22 protein-coding genes and 1 tRNA gene are annotated in these 20,861 nt (G+C 63.7%); 11 read left to right on the top strand and 12 right to left on the bottom strand.

Going from position 1 to position 20,861, the window contains the following annotated elements; all coding sequences use genetic code 11:
* Positions 1–47: 47 nt before the first annotated feature.
* On the top strand, positions 48–308 hold the full coding sequence (locus tag C7I85_RS31335) for a hypothetical protein (RefSeq protein ID WP_210203013.1): 261 nt from the start codon (positions 48–50) through the stop codon (positions 306–308).
* A gap of 192 nt (positions 309–500) precedes the next feature.
* On the opposite strand, the gene C7I85_RS01070 is transcribed toward C7I85_RS31335, so the two are convergent.
* A tRNA-Lys gene (locus C7I85_RS01070) sits at positions 501–576 on the bottom strand.
* Between the two features lie 110 nt (positions 577–686).
* A complete protein-coding gene (locus tag C7I85_RS01065; protein ID WP_106722104.1) occupies positions 687–1,598 on the bottom strand; it encodes a PhzF family phenazine biosynthesis protein in 912 nt (303 codons plus the stop codon).
* A gap of 115 nt (positions 1,599–1,713) precedes the next feature.
* On the opposite strand from C7I85_RS01065, the gene C7I85_RS01060 reads away from it, so the two are divergent.
* Genes C7I85_RS01060 through C7I85_RS01050 form a run of 3 tightly spaced genes read left to right on the top strand, consistent with a single transcriptional unit; the run spans position 1,714 to position 4,914 of the window.
* The gene (locus C7I85_RS01060; protein WP_106722103.1) at positions 1,714–2,997 is read left to right on the top strand and encodes an efflux RND transporter periplasmic adaptor subunit; all 1,284 of its coding nucleotides are present in this window, start codon (positions 1,714–1,716) and stop codon (positions 2,995–2,997) included.
* A 4-nt stretch (positions 2,998–3,001) separates the two neighbouring features.
* Positions 3,002–3,706: an ABC transporter ATP-binding protein gene (locus tag C7I85_RS01055; protein ID WP_106722102.1), complete on the top strand. Its 705-nt coding sequence runs from the start codon at positions 3,002–3,004 to the stop codon at positions 3,704–3,706.
* Positions 3,706–4,914, top strand: a complete 1,209-nt coding sequence (locus tag C7I85_RS01050) for an ABC transporter permease (RefSeq protein ID WP_106722101.1) — start codon at positions 3,706–3,708, stop codon at positions 4,912–4,914. Before C7I85_RS01055 ends, C7I85_RS01050 begins: the two co-directional genes overlap by 1 nt.
* 11 nt (positions 4,915–4,925) lie before the next feature.
* Here the strand turns inward: C7I85_RS01050 and C7I85_RS01045 are convergent, their stop codons facing one another.
* Both C7I85_RS01045 and C7I85_RS01040 read right to left on the bottom strand, forming a co-directional pair.
* Positions 4,926–5,642: a hypothetical protein gene (locus C7I85_RS01045; protein ID WP_106722100.1), complete on the bottom strand. Its 717-nt coding sequence runs from the start codon at positions 5,640–5,642 to the stop codon at positions 4,926–4,928.
* Positions 5,643–5,645: 3 nt separating this feature from the next.
* Entirely contained in the window at positions 5,646–6,758 is a 1,113-nt protein-coding gene (locus C7I85_RS01040; RefSeq protein ID WP_106722099.1) for an endonuclease/exonuclease/phosphatase family protein, read from the bottom strand.
* A gap of 198 nt (positions 6,759–6,956) precedes the next feature.
* Between C7I85_RS01040 and C7I85_RS31505 the strand changes: the two genes are divergently transcribed.
* A complete protein-coding gene (locus C7I85_RS31505; RefSeq protein WP_245444784.1) occupies positions 6,957–7,754 on the top strand; it encodes a BA14K family protein in 798 nt (265 codons plus the stop codon).
* 140 nt (positions 7,755–7,894) lie between these two features.
* Positions 7,895–8,188: a PilZ domain-containing protein gene (locus tag C7I85_RS01025; protein WP_106722098.1), complete on the top strand. Its 294-nt coding sequence runs from the start codon at positions 7,895–7,897 to the stop codon at positions 8,186–8,188.
* 158 nt (positions 8,189–8,346) lie between these two features.
* On the opposite strand, the gene ilvC is transcribed toward C7I85_RS01025, so the two are convergent.
* The 4 genes from ilvC to C7I85_RS01005 form a co-directional block, all read right to left on the bottom strand.
* The gene (ilvC, locus tag C7I85_RS01020; RefSeq protein WP_106722097.1) at positions 8,347–9,366 is read right to left on the bottom strand and encodes a ketol-acid reductoisomerase; all 1,020 of its coding nucleotides are present in this window, start codon (positions 9,364–9,366) and stop codon (positions 8,347–8,349) included.
* Between the two features lie 25 nt (positions 9,367–9,391).
* Positions 9,392–10,048, bottom strand: a complete 657-nt coding sequence (locus tag C7I85_RS01015) for a TetR/AcrR family transcriptional regulator C-terminal domain-containing protein (protein ID WP_106722565.1) — start codon at positions 10,046–10,048, stop codon at positions 9,392–9,394.
* Positions 10,049–10,260: 212 nt separating this feature from the next.
* Entirely contained in the window at positions 10,261–12,183 is a 1,923-nt protein-coding gene (locus C7I85_RS01010; RefSeq protein WP_106722096.1) for a potassium transporter Kup, read from the bottom strand.
* 103 nt (positions 12,184–12,286) lie between these two features.
* Entirely contained in the window at positions 12,287–13,027 is a 741-nt protein-coding gene (locus tag C7I85_RS01005) for a pyridoxine 5'-phosphate synthase (protein ID WP_106722095.1), read from the bottom strand.
* Between the two features lie 149 nt (positions 13,028–13,176).
* Between C7I85_RS01005 and C7I85_RS01000 the strand changes: the two genes are divergently transcribed.
* Together C7I85_RS01000 and C7I85_RS00995 are read left to right on the top strand one after the other, a co-directional pair.
* Complete coding sequence (locus tag C7I85_RS01000; protein WP_342587284.1) at positions 13,177–13,575, top strand: STAS/SEC14 domain-containing protein; 399 nt, start codon at positions 13,177–13,179, stop codon at positions 13,573–13,575.
* Positions 13,576–13,640: 65 nt separating this feature from the next.
* Positions 13,641–14,513, top strand: a complete 873-nt coding sequence (locus C7I85_RS00995) for a protein phosphatase 2C domain-containing protein (RefSeq protein WP_106722563.1) — start codon at positions 13,641–13,643, stop codon at positions 14,511–14,513.
* Positions 14,514–14,570: 57 nt separating this feature from the next.
* On the opposite strand, the gene C7I85_RS00990 is transcribed toward C7I85_RS00995, so the two are convergent.
* Positions 14,571–15,698: an ATP-dependent DNA helicase gene (locus C7I85_RS00990; protein WP_106722094.1), complete on the bottom strand. Its 1,128-nt coding sequence runs from the start codon at positions 15,696–15,698 to the stop codon at positions 14,571–14,573.
* A gap of 234 nt (positions 15,699–15,932) precedes the next feature.
* Between C7I85_RS00990 and C7I85_RS00985 the strand changes: the two genes are divergently transcribed.
* Both C7I85_RS00985 and C7I85_RS00980 read left to right on the top strand, forming a co-directional pair.
* Entirely contained in the window at positions 15,933–16,400 is a 468-nt protein-coding gene (locus C7I85_RS00985) for a DUF4126 domain-containing protein (RefSeq protein ID WP_106722093.1), read from the top strand.
* Positions 16,397–17,776 carry an FAD-containing oxidoreductase gene (locus tag C7I85_RS00980; protein ID WP_106722092.1) on the top strand — a complete coding sequence of 460 codons (1,380 nt, stop codon included), beginning with the start codon at positions 16,397–16,399 and terminating at the stop codon, positions 17,774–17,776. The genes C7I85_RS00985 and C7I85_RS00980 overlap by 4 nt, the downstream gene beginning before the upstream one ends.
* A 79-nt stretch (positions 17,777–17,855) precedes the next feature.
* Here C7I85_RS00980 and C7I85_RS00975 read toward each other — a convergent pair whose 3' ends face one another.
* Genes C7I85_RS00975 through nthA form a run of 3 tightly spaced genes read right to left on the bottom strand, consistent with a single transcriptional unit; the run spans position 17,856 to position 19,472 of the window.
* Positions 17,856–18,230, bottom strand: coding sequence for a nitrile hydratase accessory protein (locus tag C7I85_RS00975; RefSeq protein ID WP_181257043.1), 375 nt, complete (start codon positions 18,228–18,230; stop codon positions 17,856–17,858).
* Positions 18,199–18,858, bottom strand: a complete 660-nt coding sequence (gene nthB, locus C7I85_RS00970) for a nitrile hydratase subunit beta (protein ID WP_106722090.1) — start codon at positions 18,856–18,858, stop codon at positions 18,199–18,201. The genes C7I85_RS00975 and nthB overlap by 32 nt, the downstream gene beginning before the upstream one ends.
* The gene (gene nthA, locus C7I85_RS00965; RefSeq protein ID WP_106722089.1) at positions 18,855–19,472 is read right to left on the bottom strand and encodes a nitrile hydratase subunit alpha; all 618 of its coding nucleotides are present in this window, start codon (positions 19,470–19,472) and stop codon (positions 18,855–18,857) included. Before nthA ends, nthB begins: the two co-directional genes overlap by 4 nt.
* A 98-nt stretch (positions 19,473–19,570) precedes the next feature.
* On the opposite strand from nthA, the gene C7I85_RS00960 reads away from it, so the two are divergent.
* Positions 19,571–20,860 carry an SDR family oxidoreductase gene (locus tag C7I85_RS00960; protein WP_106722088.1) on the top strand — a complete coding sequence of 430 codons (1,290 nt, stop codon included), beginning with the start codon at positions 19,571–19,573 and terminating at the stop codon, positions 20,858–20,860.
* The last annotated feature ends 1 nt before the right edge of the window (position 20,861 follow it).

Below are 20,861 nucleotides of genomic sequence, written 5' to 3'. Positions count from 1 at the left end.
TGCTGGTGCCTTAGCCTACGCTCCGCCATCTGCTTCTTATGAAGTGCATGACCGGCAAGACAGCCGCCCACGGCGCCCAGGAATCCGTGATGACCCGCATAGTGTCCGGCCACACCTCCGGCAATGCCGCCCGTGAAGCACCCTACGGCGCCGGCCGGAGATGCCGGCAAGGCAAAGACAGCCAGCAGGGCACCGACGATAGCCACATTCTTCATCGCTACACCCATGTAAATGAGTTGTCGTTTGGAAAGATAAGGTGGCGATTGCCCAGTGGTTGCGTCATCTGGCGACACATCTCGCCGATGTGATCGGCTTATGCCGCCTTACGCTGGCGAGCTTCTTTCCGGCGTCGGAGTTCGTTGCGGCGGCCCGGCCAAAACCGCGTTTCTGATCTGCAAGGAAGGACGCAAACGCGTCGTCGGCCAACCCAACGGCCTGTGCCGTCTGGCTTAGCCTCGGCTAGCGAGACAGCGGGAAAGAAAATGAAAACAGGAAGTTAGTGGTGGGTGTGCACAGGATCGAACTGTGGACCCGCTGATTAAGAGTCAGCTGCTCTACCAACTGAGCTACACACCCACTCATCCCCGGCGCCGCCGGTGATGGGGGCGATATAGCCAAGCCTTTCCGGGCTGTCCACCCCTCAAATTCGAGATTTGTCGCAAAAGTTTCAGATCATTCACCGGCACTCACGCGAAAAGCAGGCCTTCCGCCACTTTCACGGCATTTCCGCCGATACGGGCCGCAAACATTTTTCCACCGTCGACCTCGATTTCGAGCCGGATTCGCGACGGCCGGCCCATTTCGATGCCCTGTTCGATCCAGAATCGAGTCGGTCCCTCGTCCAATTCGTCGAATCGCGAGATGACTCCCGAGAAGGCGGCGGCCGCCGAACCCGTCGCCGGATCCTCATAGGAGGGCGTGCCCGGCACGAACATGCGCGCGTGGAACGCACTGTCGTGGTGCACGGTGTCGCGCGTGTAGACATAGGCGCTGGCCCGCTTGCCGTCGCCGCGCTGCGGCGAAAGCTCCATCCAGGCCGGATTGTCGAGCTTGACGCGGCCGATCACGTCGAGATCGGCGACCGGGACCGTGATGTAGGGCACGCCGGCGGTCCAAAGGCCGACACGGTGATTCTCGAAGCCGATCTCATGCGGCCCGAGGCCCAGTGCGGCACCCACCATTTCCGGCTCGACCGGCAGCTCCAGCTGACGCGGCAATTCGGGCAGGTCGAATTCGGCAAAGGTGCCCTCCCCGCTGCGCGAGATCGCGCAACGCAGCAGTCCGATATTCTCCTCCAGCACGAGAATCTGGTCGATCCCATCCTGGCCGCCCTGCTCCGCCAGCGCGATCGCCGTGCCCACCGTCGGGTGGCCGGCAAAGGGCATCTCGAAGACGGGCGTGAAAATCCGCACCCTGGCCTTGTGTTTCGGGTCCTGCGGCGGCGTCACGAAGGTGGTTTCCGAATAGTTGAACTCGCGGGCGATGCGCTGCATCGCCGCCATGTCGAGCCCTTCGGCATCAAGCACGACGGCCAGAGGATTGCCGGCCAGCCGCTCCTGAGTGAACACGTCGTAGACGAAATACTTTCTGCCCTTCATCGCCTTCTTCCTCCGCCCATCGCGAACATGAGCGAAATTTAACTTGTAATCTGGACCCGCAGCCGTGAGTTGTCACGGCGTAGGGACATTTTCATGCATAGATAGGGGGGCCGCCATGGACCAGATTGTCAATCGGCCAATGACGGAAACTCCAGACAATATCGAAGCCGCGCTGGGAATCGGCGGCAAGGCCGGCAGCCGCAGGCGCCGCCGCTGGATATATGCGCTTGGCGGGCTTCTCGTCATTGGCGCAGCAACGGCATATTTCTCGTCCGCGCCGGCTTCGTCCAAGGTCAGCTACACGACCGTTCCGGCCGCAGTCGGCAATCTCACCGTCGAGGTCTCGGCGACCGGCACGCTGCAACCGCTGACGCAGGTCGACATTTCGAGCGAGCTTTCCGGCGTCGTCCGTTCCGTCGCTGTCGAAGAAAACCAGCAGGTGCACAAGGGCGACGTGCTGGCCGAGCTCGACACCACGCGCCTCGTCGCGCAGATCGAGCGCGCCGAAGCCTCGGTGAAGGCCGCCGAGGCCAAGGTCACCGACGCCGAGACGACTCTGAAGGAAAGCGGGCAGACGCTGACCCGGTCCAAGCAACTCGCCCAGCGCGGCATGCTGGCCGAGCAGGCTCTGGAAAGCGCGCAGGCCGCGCGCGACCGTGCCGACAGTGCGGTAGTCAGCGCCGAAGCCAATCTGGCCGTAGCCGTCGCCGATCTGAAGCTGCAGAAGGCGGATCTCGAGAAGAGCACGATTTATGCGCCGATCGACGGCATCGTGCTGACCCGCTCGGTCGATCCGGGCCAGACCGTCGCCTCCTCGCTGCAGGCGCCGGTGCTGTTCGTCATCGCCGCCGACCTCAGGCAGATGGAGCTGAAGGCGGCAATCGACGAGGCCGACATCGGCAAGGTCGCGCCCGGCCAAAAAGCCCGCTTCACGGTCGATGCCTTTCCCGAGCGCCGCTTCGACGCCGAGATCCGCGACATCGCCTATGCCTCCGTTACCACCGAAGGCGTGGTCACCTACAATGCCCGCTTCGACGTCGACAATGCCGAACTGCTGCTGCGTCCCGGCATGACCGCCACCGTCGCCGTGGTGACCCGCGAGGCCAAGAATGTGATCACGGTGCCCAGCGCCGCTTTCCGCTATCGCCCGCCGGCAATCCAGACTCGCGGTGGCTGGAGCCTGCAGAACCTGTTCATGCCGCCGCGCATGGGCCGCCCGGGCGGCGACCGCCAGCGCAAGGTGGCGTCAGACGGCACGCGCACGCTTTATGTATTGAAGGATGGCGCACCGCAGGCGGTGCAGGTAAAGACCGGCTCGACCGATGGCGAGGACACCGAAATCCTGTCCGGCATTTCGGCGGGCGACCTCGTCGTCACCGGCTCGCAGGCGCGGAACTGAGCCGATGGCCGAAAAGCCGCTGATCACCTTCGACAAGGTGCGCAAGAGCTATGGCATGGGCGAAGCGCAGGTGCATGCGCTGGCCGGCGTCGACCTTTCGATTCGGCGCGGCGAGTTCGTGGCGATCATGGGCCCCTCCGGCTCGGGCAAGTCGACGGCCATGAACATCATCGGCTGTCTCGATACGCCGACCTCTGGCCGCTACGGCTTCATGGGCGTCGATGCCGGGCGGCTGGACCGCAACCGGCGTGCGGTGCTGCGCAACCTCTATATCGGCTTCGTCTTCCAGGGCTACAATCTGCTGCCGCGCACGACGGCGGTGGAGAATGTCGAGCTGCCGCTGATCTATCGCGGCGTGCCGCATGGCGAGCGGCGCAAGCGAGCACTCGAGGCGCTCGACCAGGTCGGTCTCTCGGGCCGGCAGAACCACACGCCGGCCGAGCTTTCGGGCGGCCAGCAGCAGCGCGTGGCGATTGCACGCGCCATCGTCACCACGCCGACGCTGCTGGTGGCCGACGAGCCGACCGGCAATCTCGATACCGCGCGCACCCACGAGATCATGGAGCTGATGACGAGGCTGAACAACGAGATCGGCCTGACCATCGTCATGGTCACACACGAGCCCGACGTCGCCGGCTACGCCAAGCGCACCATCGGTTTCCTCGATGGCCACATCGCCTCCGACACACTGAACCGCGAGGCGGCCTGATGATCTGGGAAACCGTTCGCCTCGCTTTGCGCTCCATCCGCCGCAATGTGCTGCGCTCCTTCCTGACGCTGCTGGGCATCGTCATCGGCGTCGCGGCCGTCATCGCCATGATCACTATCGGCTCGGGCACCACCGAAAAGGTGAAGGGCGATATCTCGAAGCTTGGCAGCAATCTCCTCGTGGTGCGCGCGGCACGACCCGAGCGCGGCGGCCCCGCCTCCTTCACGCCGCGCCAGCTGGAGGAGAAGGACCTGCTCGGCCTGCGCAAGGGGCTCACCAACGCCAAGGCCGTATCCGCAGCCTCGCAGAGCACGGTGCGTGTCGTCTATGGTCCGGAGAACATCGCAGCCAGCGTGACCGGCACCGACATCGAGTTCTTCACCGCGCGTGACTGGAACGTCTCGTCCGGCCGCATCTTCACCGAATCCGAAGTGCGCGGCGGCGCCAATGTCTGCCTCGTCGGCCAGACGGTGCGCCAACAATTCTTCGGCGCCGGCGATCCCGAAGGCATCGCCATCCGCGTCAACCGAACCAGCTGCAAGATCATCGGCGTGCTGGAGAGCAAGGGCACGTCCGGCTTCGGCCAGGATCAGGACAATGTGGTGATGATGCCGCTTGGGTCCTTCCAGCGCCGCGTCTCAGGCAACCGCAACATCGACACGATCTATGTCGCCGCGCAGGACGGCATTGCCACCTCGGACGTGCAGGACAGTATCGAAGCGATCCTGCGCGACACTCGCCGCATCGCGCCCGATGCCGACAACAATTTCGAGGTGCGCGACATGACCCAGATCGCCGACGCCATGGCGAGCGCCACCACCACCATGACCGGCATGCTGGGCGCGGTCGCCGCCGTCAGCCTTTTGGTGGGCGGCATCGGTATCATGAACATCATGCTGGTGTCGGTCACCGAGCGCACGCGCGAGATCGGCATCCGCCTCGCCATCGGTGCGCATGAAAAGCACATCCTGATCCAGTTCCTGGTCGAGGCGACGGTGCTTTCGCTGCTGGGCGGGCTGATCGGCATCGCGCTTGGCCTGTCGCTGGCCGGTCTTGCCTCGCTGACGCTGTCCATCCCCTTTGCGCCGAGCATCCCGATCATCCTGCTGGCGGTCGGCTTCTCGGCGCTGATCGGCATGGTGTTCGGCTTCTTCCCGGCGCTACGCGGCGCCCGCCTCGACCCGATCGATGCGCTGAGGCACGAATAGATAGGCTGGTTCTACTCCGAGCCCGAAAAATGCCAGTCGATCAGCGGCAACATGTGCGGCTTTAGGCCTTCGGGGCGGTCGTTGCGGTTGCGGATGACCACCGGCCCCTCGATCTCCGGCTCCGGATCGGTCGCCACGAAGGCACGGATGCCGGCGGCAATCTCGTCGGCGTCGGCATCGAGGAAATAGCGGCGGAAGATCACCGTGCCGCGCTCGGCCGAAAGCGCGTAGTAGCGCGCTCCGCGCCGGACGGAATTGAGGTCGAGGCCTGTCTCCTCGCCCACCTCGCGGATCATGTTGAAGTCGACATCGGCCATGCCGTCCACGAAGTCGCATGGCTCGAAGGAGCCGGCGGCGAAATAGACGCTGCCGGCATTGACCGTATGCCCAGCCATGCGGATGGCGATCAGCGCATTGTCGCGCGAGACCAGCATGGCATGCGCGAAGGCGTGCTCGGCCGACGGCACGGGCTGGCTCTTGCGCCACAGCATGAAGGTGGCGAAGCGGATGGCATGGCAGCGCCCTTCCAGCCGGTCGCCGGTATAGACGAGGCGCGAAAGCAACATCACGGTGCCGTCGAACAGAGCCGGGTTGGCGGCTTTTTCCGCCAGCCAGTTGCGCTCGATCGCCTCCGCATTGCCGCTTTCGAACGGATGCGGTCTCGGATCGAGGCGCACATCCACCGCATCGACCGGCAGGATGACGTTGCGCGGAATGTCGAAAGCCATGATCTACCTAATACTGAGCGACACCGCGACCGGGCAGTGGTCGGAGGCTTTCGGCCGGTCCCAGCCGGCACGCGGATAGCGTTCCACCTCCTGCCCCGGCGGAAAAATGGTTCGCCATGGCTGGCCGCGGCGAACGATGTCGGGCACAGCCCCTTCGTTCTCGCGCGCCAGCACCGGCGACAGGAGTATATAGTCGAGCTGGCAAAGATGGCGTTCTTCGGGCCCGCGCGTGTGATAGAGCGTCCAGCGGTCGAGTTCAGGCCGCCGCTCGACGACATTCACCGCAAACCCATCTTCCAGAAAGACGTCGAGGCTGGAGCCGACCTCGTTCGCCACCTGGAACTCATAGCCCAGATGGGCTTCGCCGCCGATCAGCACGCGCTGGCGATAGTCGTTGAAATCGCCGCAGATCGCCCAGCGATTGCTGTCGGCGTGATCCTTGCCAAAACGGTTCTCGATGATGCGGCGCACCGCGCTCGCCTCGGCGACGCGGATCGGCATGGACGCCTCGCGCCCGGTCAGCCCGTTGCGCGAGCCGGTCATCGACTTGAAGTGCACGCAGTAGATGGTGAAGGGCCGGCCGCCGATCCTGACATCGATCTCCAGGCAGTCGCGCCGGAATATGCGTTCGAACGGCTGGATGCCGAGCGCCGCCAGCGCGGGCGTGTGCAGGCCGAACTCCTCGAAGGTGACGTGGGCGTGGCTGGTCATGCGCACGAATTCGATCGGCTCGCCATCGGCGGTCTCGGTGCGCATCATCACGGCCACATCGATGCCGCGCCTGTCGTTGCCCGCGGTGGTGTATTTCTGCCGGTAGCCCTGCCCCACCATCTTGAACAGATAGCCGTATTCGAAGGCCCTCAGTGCCTCGATGTTGTCAACCTCCTGCATGCAGATGATGTCTGCGCGCATCTCGGCAACGGCGAGCGCCGTCAGCTGGCGCATGTCGTCGGCATGCGCAACGGCGCGCGCCTGCTCCAGAAGCTTGTACTCGGCCTCGTCCTTGATCTCGAACAGGGAAAGGGTCCGGTCCTGGTTGAGCTGATTGCGATAGCCGGAAAAATCGAACCTGTTCATCAGGTTCTCAACATTGAAGGTGGCCAGGCGCAGCGACATGGCCTTGAGCTTTGCCCCTAAGCGTCATGAAAGGCAAGGTAGTACGTAACACGAACGTTACAACCGATCACACCTCGATCACGGAACTCCAGCAGTTCGTAACACGTTTTTACCGCGGGTCCTAACGGCGCATATGAACTCCGCAGGTCGTTTTCTCGGAGCGCTCCCTTACGGACCGTTTTTCCTTTGGAGATGACAATGAGACGCTATCTGAAACTCGCATGTTCGGGGGTGCTCACCATTGGGACGTTGTCGGGGTTTTCAGCCTTGGCAATGGCCGACTCCATCTCGATCCCTGATATCGCTCCGACAATCGACGCGGCCGGCCAGGCGTTCCGCACGCTTCCGTCGTATTCGACGCCGGACGGCAGCGTCTGGAATCTTTCCTGCACCGCTGCAAATTGCGACAAAGACGGCCTGCAGCCGGCCGTCTTGCTACGTAAACCCGGCGATCCTGGCGGCAGCGTGCAACTCGTCCGCGGTGGCCGCGGTGGCGGCTTCGTGCCGCACGGTGGCGGCGGCTTCCACGGCTTTGGCGGCGGCGGTTCCATCCACGCCTTTGGCGGCGGCGGTGGCTTCCACGGCATGGGCGGCGGCAACTTCTCCGGTTGGCACCCCGGCGGCGGCGGCATCGGCGTAGGCGGATGGCGTGGCAACACCTGGCGTGGTGGATGGCACGGTATCGGCGGCAATGGCTGGCGCGGCAATTACTGGCGCGGCAGCTGGCACGGCATCGGTGGCAACTACTGGGGCGGCGGCGATGGCTGGGACTGGGATAACGGCGCCTTCTTCGGCTTCGGTCTGCCGATCTTCACCGACTACGGCTATGGCGACTACTACACCAATTACCCGTACTACAACTACAACTATGCGGTACCGGTCGCGGCGGATACCCATGTCGCCTGGTGCTATGCGCGCTATCGAACGTATCGCGCAGCAGACAACACCTTCCAGCCCGCCTATGGGCCACGTCGGCAGTGCGTCTCGCCTTATTGAGTTCAGCCCTAACGATTTAGCCAGATTGCAGGACGGCGCCCTTGCGGCGCCGTCTTGTCTTAAGCCTTTCTTGAGCGATGATGCATAAAAAGCGCTCACGACACTCACGCGTGTCGAACGCATGTGACGGAGCATTTTGCGTGACGGAATCCGAAGCCCCCGAAGGCCGGCGCCTGCATCGCCAGCGCGTGTTCAAGGGCGCCTCGATCCTTACCGGCGTCAACAACTCCGAGATCAAGTGCATCATCCGCAACATGCACAAGGATGGCGCGGAGCTGAAGGTCTCCATCGATTCGCGCATCCCGCCCGAATTCCTGCTCTACGTGCCGGTCGACGGCATCGCCTATGAATCGGTGGTGCGCTGGCGCAAGGAGGACCGCATCGGCGTGCAGTTCACCGGCACCAAGCCCAAGCCGAGCTGGCACTACGGCTGAACGTTCAAACCGCATGTAACAAAAAAGCCGGCGACCAATGGCGCCGGCTTTTATCATGTCCGAGCACTGCAAATCCTCGCACCAGCCTTCCTGCGTCTCCCGTCCCCGCGCATCCCGGTCTGGCCGGAACGCGCGAGGGGGAAGCCTCGGGAGGCTGCTTAGTTCTTGGCCTTGTCGACCAGCTTGTTCTTCGAGATCCACGGCATCATGCCGCGCAGCTTCTCGCCGACCTGCTCGATCGGATGCTCGTCGTTGAGGCGGCGGGTGGCCTTGAAGCGGGCCGCACCCGAACGGTACTCCTGCATCCACTCGGAGGTGAACTTGCCGGTCTGGATGTCGTTGAGCACGCGCTTCATCTCGGCCTTGGTCTCGGCGGTGATGATGCGCGGGCCGGAGACGTACTCGCCCCACTCGGCGGTGTTCGAGATCGAGTAGTTCATGTTGGCGATGCCGCCTTCATAGATCAGGTCGACGATCAGCTTCACTTCGTGCAGGCACTCGAAATAGGCCATTTCCGGAGCGTAGCCGGCTTCCACCAGCGTCTCGAAGCCAGCGCGGATGAGCTCGACCAGGCCGCCGCACAGAACAACCTGCTCACCGAACAGGTCGGTTTCGCACTCTTCGCGGAAGTTGGTCTCGATGATGCCCGAACGGCCGCCGCCGACGCCGCAAGCATAGGAGAGCGCGAGGTCGAGCGCGTTGCCCGAAGCGTCCTGATGCACGGCGACCAAGCACGGCACGCCGCCGCCCTTCTGATATTCGCCGCGAACGGTGTGGCCGGGCCCCTTCGGCGCGATCATGATGACGTCGACGGTGGCCTTCGGCTCGATCAGGCCGAAGTGCACGTTGAGGCCGTGGGCGAAGGCGATCGCGGCGCCGTCGCGGATGTTCGGGGCGATCTCGTTCTTGTAGATGTCGGCCTGCAGTTCGTCCGGGGTCGCCATCATCATCAGGTCGGCCCACTTGGCGGCCTCGGCAACCGTCATGACCTTGAGGCCATCGGCCTCGACCTTCTTGGCGGTCGCCGAGCCGGCCTTGAGGCCGATGGCGATTTCCTTGGCGCCCGAATCCTTGAGGTTCAGCGCGTGCGCACGGCCCTGGCTGCCATAGCCGATGATGGCAACCTTCTTGCCCTTGATCAGATTGAGATCGGCGTCACGATCGTAATAAACGCGCATTTGGTCTTCCTTCCCTTGCGGTGTTTCAGAGGCCGGACTTCGCCGCCCCATTTCGTGCTCCGTAAAGAGCGAGAAACTGCCGTGTCGCATCGGCCGCATCCTGGCCGATCTCCGCGTCAGTCGGTTTGAGCCGGTCGCCGAGCAGCAACCGGATCTGCACATCCCGGGCCACGAGCCCGAAAAAGGTCCTGAACGCCTGTTCGGCGTCGTCGAATTCCAGCAGCCCGGCATCACGCCCGGCCAGCAGAACCGGCTTCAGCCGCCGCCCCATGGCAAGGCGGCCGTTCTCCAGAACGATAGCACCGAGATTGCGTTTCTCCTCACCCGCATGTGCGATCGCCACGCGGTTCAGCGCAATCGAGGTATCGCTGGAAATGACATGCAGCCAGTCCGACGCGTAACGCTCGAGGCTCGCGCTCAGCGAGGATTTGTCGAGCCGCGAGCGGTCGACCTGGGCGACGCGCACCTTGGAGGCCTGCCACTGCACCATGGCGGTCAACAACCCGTCGCGGTCACCGAACCACTTGTAGAGCGTTTCCTTGGAGCAGCTTGCGCGCCGCGCCACGGCGGTCATGGTCAGGCGGTCGCCCTCCTCCACCAGCAGGCGCAGGACGGCGTTCAGAACGTCCTTCTGACGTTCCGTCAGCTCTTCATCGCCGCTGATTTCGAGCGCTGATTGCATCGCCTCGTTCGCCTGCCAAAAAGCCGTCGCCGTCGATACGGCCACTACCGTACCGTACGTTACGGTTCTCGATTGTTATGGCGAAGTACCTGTCCTTTGGCAAGCGCCTTTCTTCGGATCGAGCGATCTACACACCGCAAGCATAGAACGGCAAACGGCCTGACGCAGTAGCGTCAGGCCGCCTGAAAAACACCGTCGCAGCGAAAAGTTCCCTACACGGTCACCTGGGTACCGATCTCCACCACGCGCCCGGTCGGAATCTGGAAATATTCCGTGGCGTCGGATGCTGTGCGGGCCAGCCCGATGAACAGCCGGTCCTGCCAGCCAGGCATGCCGGAATTGGGCGAAGGCTTCAGCGAGCGCCGCGACAGGAAGAACGACGTGTCCATGATGTCGAACTTCCAGCCCAGCTTGCGGCATATGGCCAGCGCCTTCGGAATATTCGGGTGTTCCATATAGCCGAAGGTCAGCGACACGCGCATGAAGAGGTCGTTCAGCCTCTCCATCCGCACCCGCTCGCTGGGCGGAACATAGGGTTCCGAAGCTGTGACGACCGACAGGATCACATTGTTCTCGTGCAGCACCTTGTAGTGCTTGAGGCTGTGCATCAGGGCCGTGGGCGTACTGGTCGGGTCGCTGGTCAGGAAGACGGCCGTGCCGGGCACGATCTGCGGCGGCTTCTTGCCGAGGTTTTCGGCCAGGAAGTCCAGCGGCACTTCGTTCTTGCGGGTCTTGTCGAACAACAGCCGAGTGCCGCGCACCCAGGTCCACATCACGATGATGACGATTGCGGCCACCACCAGCGAGACCCAGCCGCCTTCCCGGACCTTGACGATATTGGCGGCGAAGAAGCCGAGATCGACCACGCCGAACAGCAGCGTCAGGCCGATGACCGCAGACCGCGGCCACTTCCACAGGTGCCGCATCACCACGAACATCAGGGCAGTGGTCACCACCATGTTGCCGGTGACCGAAATACCGTAGGCCGAGGCCAGGTTGCTCGACTGCTGGAAGCCGACGACCAGAAGCATGACGCCCACCGCCAACAGGAAATTGACGCGAGGCATGTAGATCTGCCCGAGCTGCGTTTCCGACGTGTGCAGGATTGTGAGCCGTGGCAGCAGGTTGAGCTGCACCGCCTGGCGGGTCAGCGAATAGGCGCCGGAGATGACCGCCTGGCTGGCGATCACGGTGGCGACCGTCGCAAGCAGCACCATCGGCAGCAGAGCCCAGCCCTCATTCATCTCAAAGAAGGGACGACCGACCTTGCCGCCAATGGACAGCACATAGGCGCCCTGGCCGAAATAGTTGAGCAACAGGCAGGGAAAAACGATCGCCAGCCACGCCAGCACGATGGGCCGGCGGCCAAAATGGCCGAGATCGGCATAAAGCGCTTCGGCGCCGGTCACCGCCAGGAAGATCGCGCCCACGGTGACGAAGGCAACGCCCGGAGAGTCCGACAACAAGTAGACGATATAAGTGGGGTTGAGTGCCAAAAGGACGGATGGCGCGTCGACGATGTGCCTTAGCCCCGACAGACCGATGAACGCGAACCAGATCAGCATGATCGGCCCGAACACCGACGCCACGCGGCCCGTGCCCAGGCGCTGGACGGCGAACAGCACCGCCAGGATCACCAAAGTGAGCGGCACCACATAGGGATTGAAAGTCGGCGTCACGACTTCCATGCCTTCGACCGCCGACAGAACCGAGATCGCAGGCGTGATCAGGGAGTCGCCGAAGAACAGCGACGCGCCGACAATGCCCGCTCCCAGGATCAGTTTCGAGCGTTTGCGGAGGGCCGTCCTGGCAAGCGCCATCAGCGAGAGCGTACCACCTTCGCCCTTGTTTCCCGCCCGCAGCACGAAGATCACGTATTTGATCGTGACGATGAGCGTCAGCGCCCAGATGATGAGCGAAAGGACGCCGTAAACGGACTCCTCGGTCGCAACCGATCCGCCGCCCGACGAAGCAACCAGCGCCTCGCGAAAAGCATAAATCGGGCTCGTGCCGATATCGCCATAAACGACGCCCAGAGCGCCAAGCATAAGCAGCTTGGTATTTTGCGATTCAAGGCTCGCAGGCGTCGTGTGCTGAATTTGTTCCGCCTCAGTACCAAGGTTGGTATGGGCCATTTATGACACTCCGATGAGGCGGCGGGTCCTCTACTCCTGCTGAGCGAGAATATCAACTGCCTCGTCGCGACAGCTCGCCGCAGGCCATGTCATCCTTACACGTTTACCAGCCACACGCCTTCAAAAAACGCCGGGTCGTCTCAGCCATGCCGTATTCCAATGCATCGGCCGTGAGTCCATGGCCGATCGAGACTTCCGCCAGGTCAGGTATGCGCCTGACCAATGCCGGCAGGTTGGCGACGACAAGGTCGTGCCCGGCATTGACGGCAAGCCCCGCAGCCAAAGCGGCATCGGCGGTTTTCCCGAGCTTTTCCAATTCCTTGGCTGCCCTTTCGGGATCGGAATGGCAACCGCCATACGGCCCCGTGTAGAGCTCGATGCGATCGGTGCCGGTGTCACGGGCGGCAGAAACCTGGGATGGATCAGCATCGGAAAACAGTGACACGCGAAACCCGCCCTTCTTCAGTCTTTTGACAATCGATGTCAAAAACGCCTGCTGTTCGACGAAGTTCCAGCCGTGGTCGGAGGTGGGCTGCGATGGATCGTCAGGCACAAGCGTGACCTGGTCGGGCTGGTGCTTTTCCACAAGCTGCAGGAAGTCTTCGGTCGGATAACCCTCGACGTTGAACTCGGCCCTGGGGAACTCATCGTCGATCAGCGCCCGCAATTCGGGCAGGTCGGAAAAGCGCGTGTGGCGCTCGTCGGGGCGCGGATGCACGGTCAAGCCGTGCGCGCCGGCAGCCAGGGCGGCGCGTCCCAGGCCCGTCACGCTGGGCCACGGCAGGTCGCGGCGGTTACGAAGCAGGGCGACGGCGTTCAGATTGACGGAAAGTTTTGCGGGCATGTCTGCGACCTGTTTTTCAGCTGGGGCCAGTACCTATTAATATGGTCCCGGCCCTCGACTTCTATAGCGCGTCCTGCGGGAACAGACAGCGGCTTTGTGTGTTCCAGTTTACGACCATCCGGATGCAAAAGGAGGAGCTTTCGATGGGCATGGCCGACTATGTCCCAGCCGTTCGCCGCATCGAGACGAACCGCCCAGACGCTTATGCCTTTGAACTTACGGGACGCATAACGGCAGCCGACATAGAAAACCTGTATGGCCTGCTGGAGGGCGCATATGAGCTTCACGACAGGATCGACCTGCTGATCCGCATCGTCGACTATGACGGGGCAGAATGGCTGGATGTTTCGAGGAAAACACGCAGCGAAGGCCGCCAGCATGCGCTGGAACATGTACGCCGCTGCGCCGCCGTCGGCGAACCCAACTGGACGATCTATGCCAGGGCCCTGCTTGTGATCGCCACCACGGTGGAAATCCGCCACTTCGCCTCCGAGGAAGAGGAAAAGGCCTGGTCGTGGCTCGATGCGCTTCCTGTGGATGAGAAATAGCATTGCCAGGCGCGAGGGCTTGCGGTCACATTGCCGTCACTGCCTCACGCGACACCGCTTCCACCATGCCAAACATACGCATCATCGATTCGATCTCAGACGCCGGGTCGGCCTCGCGCCCCAATGAGGACGCTGCCGGCGGCAATGCCACTTGCGCTTTCGTGATAGACGGGGCCACCGGCCTCGGCGGCAACAGCATCGTCGGCCTGCACGGCTCGGACGCCGCCTGGCTGGCCCAATTCGCCCAAAGCTCCTTCGAGCAGATGGTGCGTCCTGGCCGGGAAATGGCCGAGGTCGTGGAGGAGTTCAACGCCCGCGCCGCCAATGTCGTGCATGAAGCGGCACATTCGCTGCCCATCGAGCCGTGGAACCTGCCTGTTGCGAGTTTCCAGATGGTGCGGATCGAGGACGACGAGCTCGTCACCTATGGGCTCGGCGACTGCCGGCTGTTCCTCGTCGGCGACGACGGCAAGGTCATCGAAACCAGCGCGCTCAAGGGCGCGGCGCAGGCCGAACGCGAGGGCGCGCGGCTGGCGCTTGCCCACGCCGGCGGCTTTTCCGCCTATCAGGCGTTGGCCGAGGAACCGACGGTGCGCGACGAGTTGCGCCGTCGCCGCGCCGCCTACAACAGCCCCGCCTCCGGTGTGTGGACATTGGGTGTCGAACCCGACGCCGGCAACCACCTGGCGAGCGAACTACTCACCCCCACCCTGCCCGCAACCGGTCTTCTGTGCAGCGACGGCTTTGCCGCCCTGGCCGACCAGTATCTGCGCTATAGCCCGCAAGAATTGGTCGCCGCCGCGCGCGAAAACGGCCTTTCGACGCTGCTCGACGAATTGCGGCGGATCGAGCGGGTCGAGGATCCGGACGGCACGAAATATCCGCGTTTCAAGATGAGCGACGACGCGACGGCACTGCTTTTCGAGATCATCGAGTAAGGCAACGAGGCGCGCCGAGCCTTACGGTGGCATTTCCCGGCTGCGCCGCCAGCGCAGCTAGCGGACGATCGTCAGCCGCTCGGCCGCGCGGGTGATAGCCGTGTAGAGCCAGCGCTGGCGCGTGTCCTTGAAGGCAAAGCTCTCGTCGAACAGGACGACATTGTTCCACTGCGAACCCTGCGCCTTGTGCACGGTCAGCGCATAGCCATAGTCGAAATCGTCGAAGCGCTTCTTCTGCTGCCAGGGGATTTCTTCGTCCGGGCTCTCGAACGCGGCCTTGAGCAGCTTGATCTTGGCGACGCCGCGGTCCGGATCGTCCTCCTCGGGCGAAACCAGCAGGTTGATGCCGGGCTTCACCGTCTCTCGTGACGAGGTCATGACCTTCCACAGCGAGCCGTTGAGCAGCCCCTTGGCCGGGTCGTTGCGCAGGCACACCAGCTTGTCGCCGGCCTGCGGATAGCTGGCGGTAAAGCCCTTGAGCTCGCGCAGACGCCCATTGTAGCGCTTGCGCGTGCGGTTGGTGCCGACCAGCACCTGATCCGCCGACAGCACCAGATCCTGCGTGACCTGCTCCTTGCCGATGACCTGGGCGGTGCCATTGTCGCCGCGCATGAATTCGCGCCCTTCGCGAACGTCGAGCGCCAGCTTGATGATCGGGTTGTCCCGCGCCTGGCGGTGGATTTCGGTCAGCAGGAAATCCGGCTCGTGCTCGGTGAAGAAGCCGCCGCCGGAAATCGGCGGCAGCTGGCCGGGATCGCCCAGCACCAGGATCGGCGTGCCGAAGGACAGCAGATCGCGGCCCAGTTCCTCGTCCACCATCGAGCATTCGTCGATGACGACCAGCGCGGCCTTTGCGATCGGGCTCTGGCGGTTGAGCGAGAAGGTCGGCGACATCGAGGTCTTGCCGGTCGTCTCGTCCTCGATCGCTTCCTCGCCCTTCGGCCGGTAGATCAGCGAGTGGATGGTGCGGGCGTTGGTCGCGCCCTTGGAGCGCAGAACTTGCGCGGCCTTGCCGGTAAAGGCGGCGAACTGCACCTGACCGTCGACATGCTCGGCAAAGTAGCGCGCCAACGTCGTCTTGCCCGTGCCCGCATAGCCGAACAGGCGGAAGACCTGGGGCCGGCCGCCCTTCAGCCATTTTGCCACCGCCTGTAGGGCGGCATCCTGTTGAGGAGAGAATTCCATGGCTTCGACAGACAGGATTCGCGTGCGAAGGGCAAGGCATTTGCGCGTTGGGCGCGCTCAGCCCAGGTCGGTCTGCGCGAAATCGTGGCCTTTTTGCTCCCTTGCGCTACACTTGACAAGGAGCCGAGTAGACGCCGAACTAGCCTTCATCGCAGAAGCTTACGTATCTTACTAAAATCCGACTGCCGCCGTTCAGAACCGTCGACCAACCGAGGCCTTCAAGCGGGAACCAGCATGTCGATTTATCTTTTTGCGCTTCTCATCGGCGTCGTTGCCGGATTACGGACCATGATGGCGCCGGCTGCCGTCAGCTGGGCCGCCTTTCTTGGCTGGCTGCCTGTGCAAGGCACCTGGGCAGCCTTCATGGGCTATCGCTTCACGCCCTACATCTTCAGCATCCTGGCGGTCATCGAACTCATCACCGACCAGCTGCCCAACACGCCGAGCCGCACGGTGCCGCAGCAGTTCAGCGCGCGTATCGTCAGCGGGGCCTTTTGCGGGGCGATCATCGGCACTGCCGGCGGCAAGCTTGTCGGCGGGCTGGTTGCGGGCGCCATCGGCGCTGTAATCGGCACACTCGGCGGTTATCAGGCGAGGAAACGGCTTGTCGCGGCTATCGGCGGCAATGACACGCCGATTGCGCTCCTCGAAGACGCCGTCGCGATCGTCGGCGCCTATCTGATCGTACGGTTTGCGCTATGAGTAGCCGCTTCGACGCCATCATCATCGGTGCCGGCCAGGCTGGGCCGCCGCTCGCCGGCCGCCTCACCGCAGCCGGCATGAGCGTCGCCATCATCGAGCGAAAACTGATCGGCGGCACCTGCGTGAACACCGGCTGCACCCCGACCAAAACGCTCGTCGCGAGCGCCTACGCCGCCCATTTGGCCCGCCGCGCTTCCGACTACGGCGTGACGTTGGGCGCCCCGGTCGGGGTCGACATGAAAGCGGTGAAGGCGCGCAAGGACACCGTTTCGGGGAATTCACGCCGGAGCGTCGAAAACTGGCTGAAGAACATGGAGCGCTGCACGGTCTATGAAGATCATGCCACGTTCATTTCGCCGCGCGAGGTCCGGGTGGGCGACGAAACGCTGGTTTCGGATCGCATCTTCATCAATGTCGGCGGCCGGGCGAACGTGCCGGACATGCCCGGCGTGAACCAGGTGAACTATCTCACCAACACCTCGATCCTCGATCTCGACATCCTGCCGCGCCATCTCGTCATCATCGGCGGCAGCTATGTCGGGCTGGAATTCGCGCAGATGTATCGCCGCTTCGGCAGCGAGGTCACGGTGGTCGAGAAGAATGATCGGCTCGTCCAACGCGAGGATGAAGATGTTTCCGTCGCCATCCGCAGCATTCTCGAAAATGAAGGCATCACCATACGCTGCAAGGCCGAATGCATCACCTTCGCGCCGAGCGGCAAGGACATCACCGTCGGCGTCGACTGCACCGAGGGCGAGCCCGAAATCGTCGGCTCGCATGTGCTGCTGGCCGTCGGCAGGCGCCCCAATACCGACGATCTCGGCCTCGAGGCGGCGGGCGTGACGACTGACAAGCGTGGCTATATCACCGTCGATGACCAGTTGCGCACCAATGTGCCAGGCATCTGGGCGCTGGGCGACTGCAATGGCCGCGGCGCCTTCACCCACACCTCCTACAACGATTTCGAGATCGTCGCCGCCAATCTGCTGGACAATGATCCGCGCAAAGTGAGCGACCGCATCACCGCCTATGCGCTCTATATCGATCCGCCTCTCGGCCGGGTCGGCATGAGCGAAGCTGAGGCGCGCAAGTCAGGCCGGCGCGTGCTGGTCGGCGAAAGGCCGATGACGCGCGTGAACCGCGCCGTCGAGAAAGGCGAGACGCAGGGTTTCATGAAGGCGCTGGTCGACGCCGACAGCAAGGAAATCCTGGGCGCCTCGATCCTCGGCACCGGTGGGGACGAAGCTATCCATTGCATTCTGGACGTCATGTACGCCAAGGCGCCCTACACGACGATCCAGCGCGCGGTGCACATCCATCCGACAGTGTCGGAGCTCATCCCCACCATGCTGGGCGAGTTGAAGCCGCTGGCGTAAGGGCCAGACGACGCGCTCTAAGGTTTTGTTTTGAAACATGATCTTGTCCGAAAAGTCTGCAACTTTTCGGGATCATGTTTTACTGACCACACTCCGGATCGTTCTCGAGCAGGATCGGCTTGCCGTGCGGCGTGGCGTGGGCTGCCCGCTGCCAGGCGGCGGCGAGTTGGTCGACATCGTGCTGAGGCGCGACACCCTTGGCGGCCAGCAGCTTTTCCAGCGCACGCAGCCAGCAATCGTAATAGTCGCTGCCGTCCTGAGCCGCGCCCGGCGCCTTCACCTCGGCGGACAGCACCTCCGCCCACTCGCCCCAGGAGAAAAAACCCTTCTCGTGCAGAGCCACGGTCAGCGCAAAGGCCTCGGCCTGCCACGGCTCGGAAAAGACCGGCTCGTCGATGCCGGACGGCAGCGGACGCCCCTTTTCATGCCGGCTCAAGATAGCTCTCCCAGGCATCGATGCTGACGGCAAGCGTCGGGTCGGCCCCCTCGCCCCAGATCTCGCGACTTTCGAAGACGACCGTGTAGACCCATTGCGGATTCTCGCCGCGGCCGTGGGCGTTGGTGTCGGGAAAGACAAAACCCTCGCGCACGACATCGATCACGCCGACCTTATCGCGCGCATAGCGCGGCAGGCGGGTGTGGCCTTCAGGATTGAAATTCTTGGTGCGCACGCGGTCGCCGGCCTTGAAGCGCGCGTCGGCGCCGACCGGACGGTTGCAAGGTCCGCCGCGCGCCAGCACTGCCGGCACATCCTCCGCCTGCAGCACCCGCTTGGCCCGGGCGTTGCCGCCCAGCGACTTGCCTACCAGCAGTTCGTCCTGCGTGACAAAACCGTGGCGCTTCAAAAGCGTCTCCAGCGCCTTGATCCAGATCTCGTAGTAGCTGGAGGCATAATAGTCGGCCGGATGCAGGCTTTCGCGCGCATGGCGGCTTTCATCGATGTTCCAGTGCCCCATGGCGCCGGCGGAAAGCGTCACGCCCAGCGCGCGCTTTTCCCACTCGGCGTGGAAATAGGGTTCATCCTTCTCAGGCGCGACAGGCCCGAATCCCATCTGGCCGCCAAGATCCTGCGGGCCGTTCATGCGGCCTCCCTGGCAAGGCCGGTGCCGATCATGGAATCCCGTGTCACCAGATCGGCGAGGTCTTCTTCGCTCCAGCCCTCGGTGCCGGCCGGGCGCATCGGCACGACGAGATAGCGCAGTTCGGCGGTGGAATCCCACACGCGAATCTTCGTCTCGTCCGGCAGCGTCACGCCGAATTCGGCAAGCACGCCGCGCGGATCGATCACGGCGCGCGAGCGGTAGGGCGGCGACTTGTACCAGACCGGCGGCAGGCCGAGCACCGACCACGGGTAGCAGGAGCACAGGGTGCAGACGACCATGTTGTGCTGGTCGGGCGTGTTGAACACCGCCTGCATGTGTTCGCCCTGGCGCCCGGTGTAGCCGAGCGAAGCGATCGCCGCGGTGGCGTCGCGCTTCAGCCACTCGGCGAATTCCGGGTCGCTCCAGGCCTTCGCCACCACGCGGGCGCCGTTGCGCGGCCCCACCTTGGTCTCATAGGTGTCGACGATCACGTCGATGGCAGCGGGATCTATCAGCCCCTTCTGCGTCAGGATCGTCTCAAGCGCCCGCACCCGCGCAGCCATCGGATCGAGTTCATTGTCGTGATGGTGGTCGTGGTCATGATCGTGCGACATGTCCGGAAGGCTATGCCCCGGCACGCCCGCGCGCAAGCGCCGTGTCTTGGACCAGTGAAGCGATTTGCGCGCCTGAACGGCCCCGCTATGGTTGTTCCATGCGGGTTTTGATTCTGGGCGGAAACGGTTTCATCGGATCAAGCGTCGCGCGCGCCCTCGCCTGTCGGGGGCATGCGGTTACTGCACTTGCGCGAAATCGCGGTGTCGGCGCCCGGCGCATGCCGGAACTTGCCTGGCAAGAGGCCGACATTGCAAGGCTCCGCACACCCAGTCACTGGCAGCCTTTGCTTGCCCAAGTCGATGCAGTGGTGAATTGCGCAGGCGCCCTTCAGGATGGCGCGCGCGATGACGTGGTGGCCGTGCAGGAAGTCGCGATGCAAGCGCTTTATCGCGCGGCTGCTGGCTCTCAGGTCAGGCTCATCGTCCAGATTTCGGCGCGCACGGATGGCGGCGCAGCTGACACAGCTTTTCTTGCCAGCAAGCGCAATGCCGATGCCGCATTGAAGGCATCCGGCATGCCCTTCGTCATCCTTCGGCCGGCCATCGTCATCGGGCGCGACGCGCATGGTGGTTCAGCATTGCTGCGCGCACTTGCCGCCGTTCCTTTGGCGACCCCGCTCGTTCATGGAGGCACGCCGATGCAGTTCGCGGCCCTGGACGACGTTTCGGAATGCGTTTGCCGCGCTCTCGATGGCCGCCTGGCTGCGGGCACCGACCTCGACATCGCGGCACCTGAGGTGCTGACGCTGGCGCAGACTGTCGATCGGCACCGCCAATGGCTCGGGGTTCCGCCACGCACCGCGATCGCCGTATCGGAAATCATCGCCAGACCGGTTGCGCGTGCGGCCGACCTGCTTGGTCATCTCGGCTGGAGGTCGCCCCTGCGCTCGACCGCCATGGCGGCCGCCGCTGGCGGCGTCACCGCGCCTGAGCCGAATGAATTGCCGGAATTGCGTTTCAAGTCGCTCGACGAAACCTTGCGCGATGCGCCAGGAGGCGTGCAGGACCTCTGGTTCGCCAGGCTCTATCTGCTGAAGCCGGTCATATTCGGCACGTCAAGCCTGTTCTGGTTGCTCTCGGGCATCATCGCGTTGCTGCGCTTCGAGGCTTCGGCCGCGCATCTGGTCGATGCCGGGCTATCCACAGCCGCAGCCACCATATTGACTGTGCTTACGAGCCTCGCCGACATCGCTCTCGGTGTCGGCGTCATCGTGCGCCGCTACGCCGGCCCCGCGCTCAAGGGAATGGTCGCCCTGTCGCTCGCTTATCTCGCCGCGGCTACCTTGCTGTCGCCGACTCTCTGGGCCGACCCGCTCGGGCCGCTGGTCAAGGTTCTGCCTTCAATCGTGCTGGCGCTCGTGGCGCTGGCCATATTGGACGAGCGTTGAG

It is taken from the genome of Pseudaminobacter soli (ex Li et al. 2025) (assembly GCF_003012705.1).
Taxonomy (GTDB): domain Bacteria; phylum Pseudomonadota; class Alphaproteobacteria; order Rhizobiales; family Rhizobiaceae; genus Pseudaminobacter; species Pseudaminobacter soli.
Note: the sequence above shows the minus strand (reverse complement) of the source record. Positions and strands in the feature narration are given on the sequence as shown.

Bases quoted from the DNA above. Each gene is read 5' to 3' on its own strand.
- C7I85_RS01055 (WP_106722102.1), top strand. From the start codon at position 3,002: ATGGCCGAAAAGCCGCTGATCACCTTCGACAAGGTGCGCAAGAGCTAT.
- C7I85_RS31505 (WP_245444784.1), top strand. From the start codon at position 6,957: ATGAGACGCTATCTGAAACTCGCATGTTCGGGGGTGCTCACCATTGGG.
- C7I85_RS00985 (WP_106722093.1), top strand. From the start codon at position 15,933: ATGTCGATTTATCTTTTTGCGCTTCTCATCGGCGTCGTTGCCGGATTA.
- C7I85_RS31335 (WP_210203013.1), top strand. From the start codon at position 48: ATGACCGGCAAGACAGCCGCCCACGGCGCCCAGGAATCCGTGATGACC.
- C7I85_RS01050 (WP_106722101.1), top strand. From the start codon at position 3,706: ATGATCTGGGAAACCGTTCGCCTCGCTTTGCGCTCCATCCGCCGCAAT.
- C7I85_RS00960 (WP_106722088.1), top strand. From the start codon at position 19,571: ATGCGGGTTTTGATTCTGGGCGGAAACGGTTTCATCGGATCAAGCGTC.
- ilvC (WP_106722097.1), bottom strand. From the start codon at position 9,366: ATGCGCGTTTATTACGATCGTGACGCCGATCTCAATCTGATCAAGGGC.
- C7I85_RS00990 (WP_106722094.1), bottom strand. From the start codon at position 15,698: ATGGAATTCTCTCCTCAACAGGATGCCGCCCTACAGGCGGTGGCAAAA.
- C7I85_RS00995 (WP_106722563.1), top strand. From the start codon at position 13,641: ATGCCAAACATACGCATCATCGATTCGATCTCAGACGCCGGGTCGGCC.
- C7I85_RS01065 (WP_106722104.1), bottom strand. From the start codon at position 1,598: ATGAAGGGCAGAAAGTATTTCGTCTACGACGTGTTCACTCAGGAGCGG.
- C7I85_RS00980 (WP_106722092.1), top strand. From the start codon at position 16,397: ATGAGTAGCCGCTTCGACGCCATCATCATCGGTGCCGGCCAGGCTGGG.
- nthA (WP_106722089.1), bottom strand. From the start codon at position 19,472: ATGTCGCACGATCATGACCACGACCACCATCACGACAATGAACTCGAT.
- C7I85_RS00975 (WP_181257043.1), bottom strand. From the start codon at position 18,230: ATGCCTGGGAGAGCTATCTTGAGCCGGCATGAAAAGGGGCGTCCGCTG.
- nthB (WP_106722090.1), bottom strand. From the start codon at position 18,858: ATGAACGGCCCGCAGGATCTTGGCGGCCAGATGGGATTCGGGCCTGTC.
- C7I85_RS01005 (WP_106722095.1), bottom strand. From the start codon at position 13,027: ATGCCCGCAAAACTTTCCGTCAATCTGAACGCCGTCGCCCTGCTTCGT.
- C7I85_RS01060 (WP_106722103.1), top strand. From the start codon at position 1,714: ATGGACCAGATTGTCAATCGGCCAATGACGGAAACTCCAGACAATATC.
- C7I85_RS01010 (WP_106722096.1), bottom strand. From the start codon at position 12,183: ATGGCCCATACCAACCTTGGTACTGAGGCGGAACAAATTCAGCACACG.
- C7I85_RS01015 (WP_106722565.1), bottom strand. From the start codon at position 10,048: ATGCAATCAGCGCTCGAAATCAGCGGCGATGAAGAGCTGACGGAACGT.
- C7I85_RS01000 (WP_342587284.1), top strand. From the start codon at position 13,177: ATGGCCGACTATGTCCCAGCCGTTCGCCGCATCGAGACGAACCGCCCA.
- C7I85_RS01045 (WP_106722100.1), bottom strand. From the start codon at position 5,642: ATGGCTTTCGACATTCCGCGCAACGTCATCCTGCCGGTCGATGCGGTG.
- C7I85_RS01040 (WP_106722099.1), bottom strand. From the start codon at position 6,758: ATGTCGCTGCGCCTGGCCACCTTCAATGTTGAGAACCTGATGAACAGG.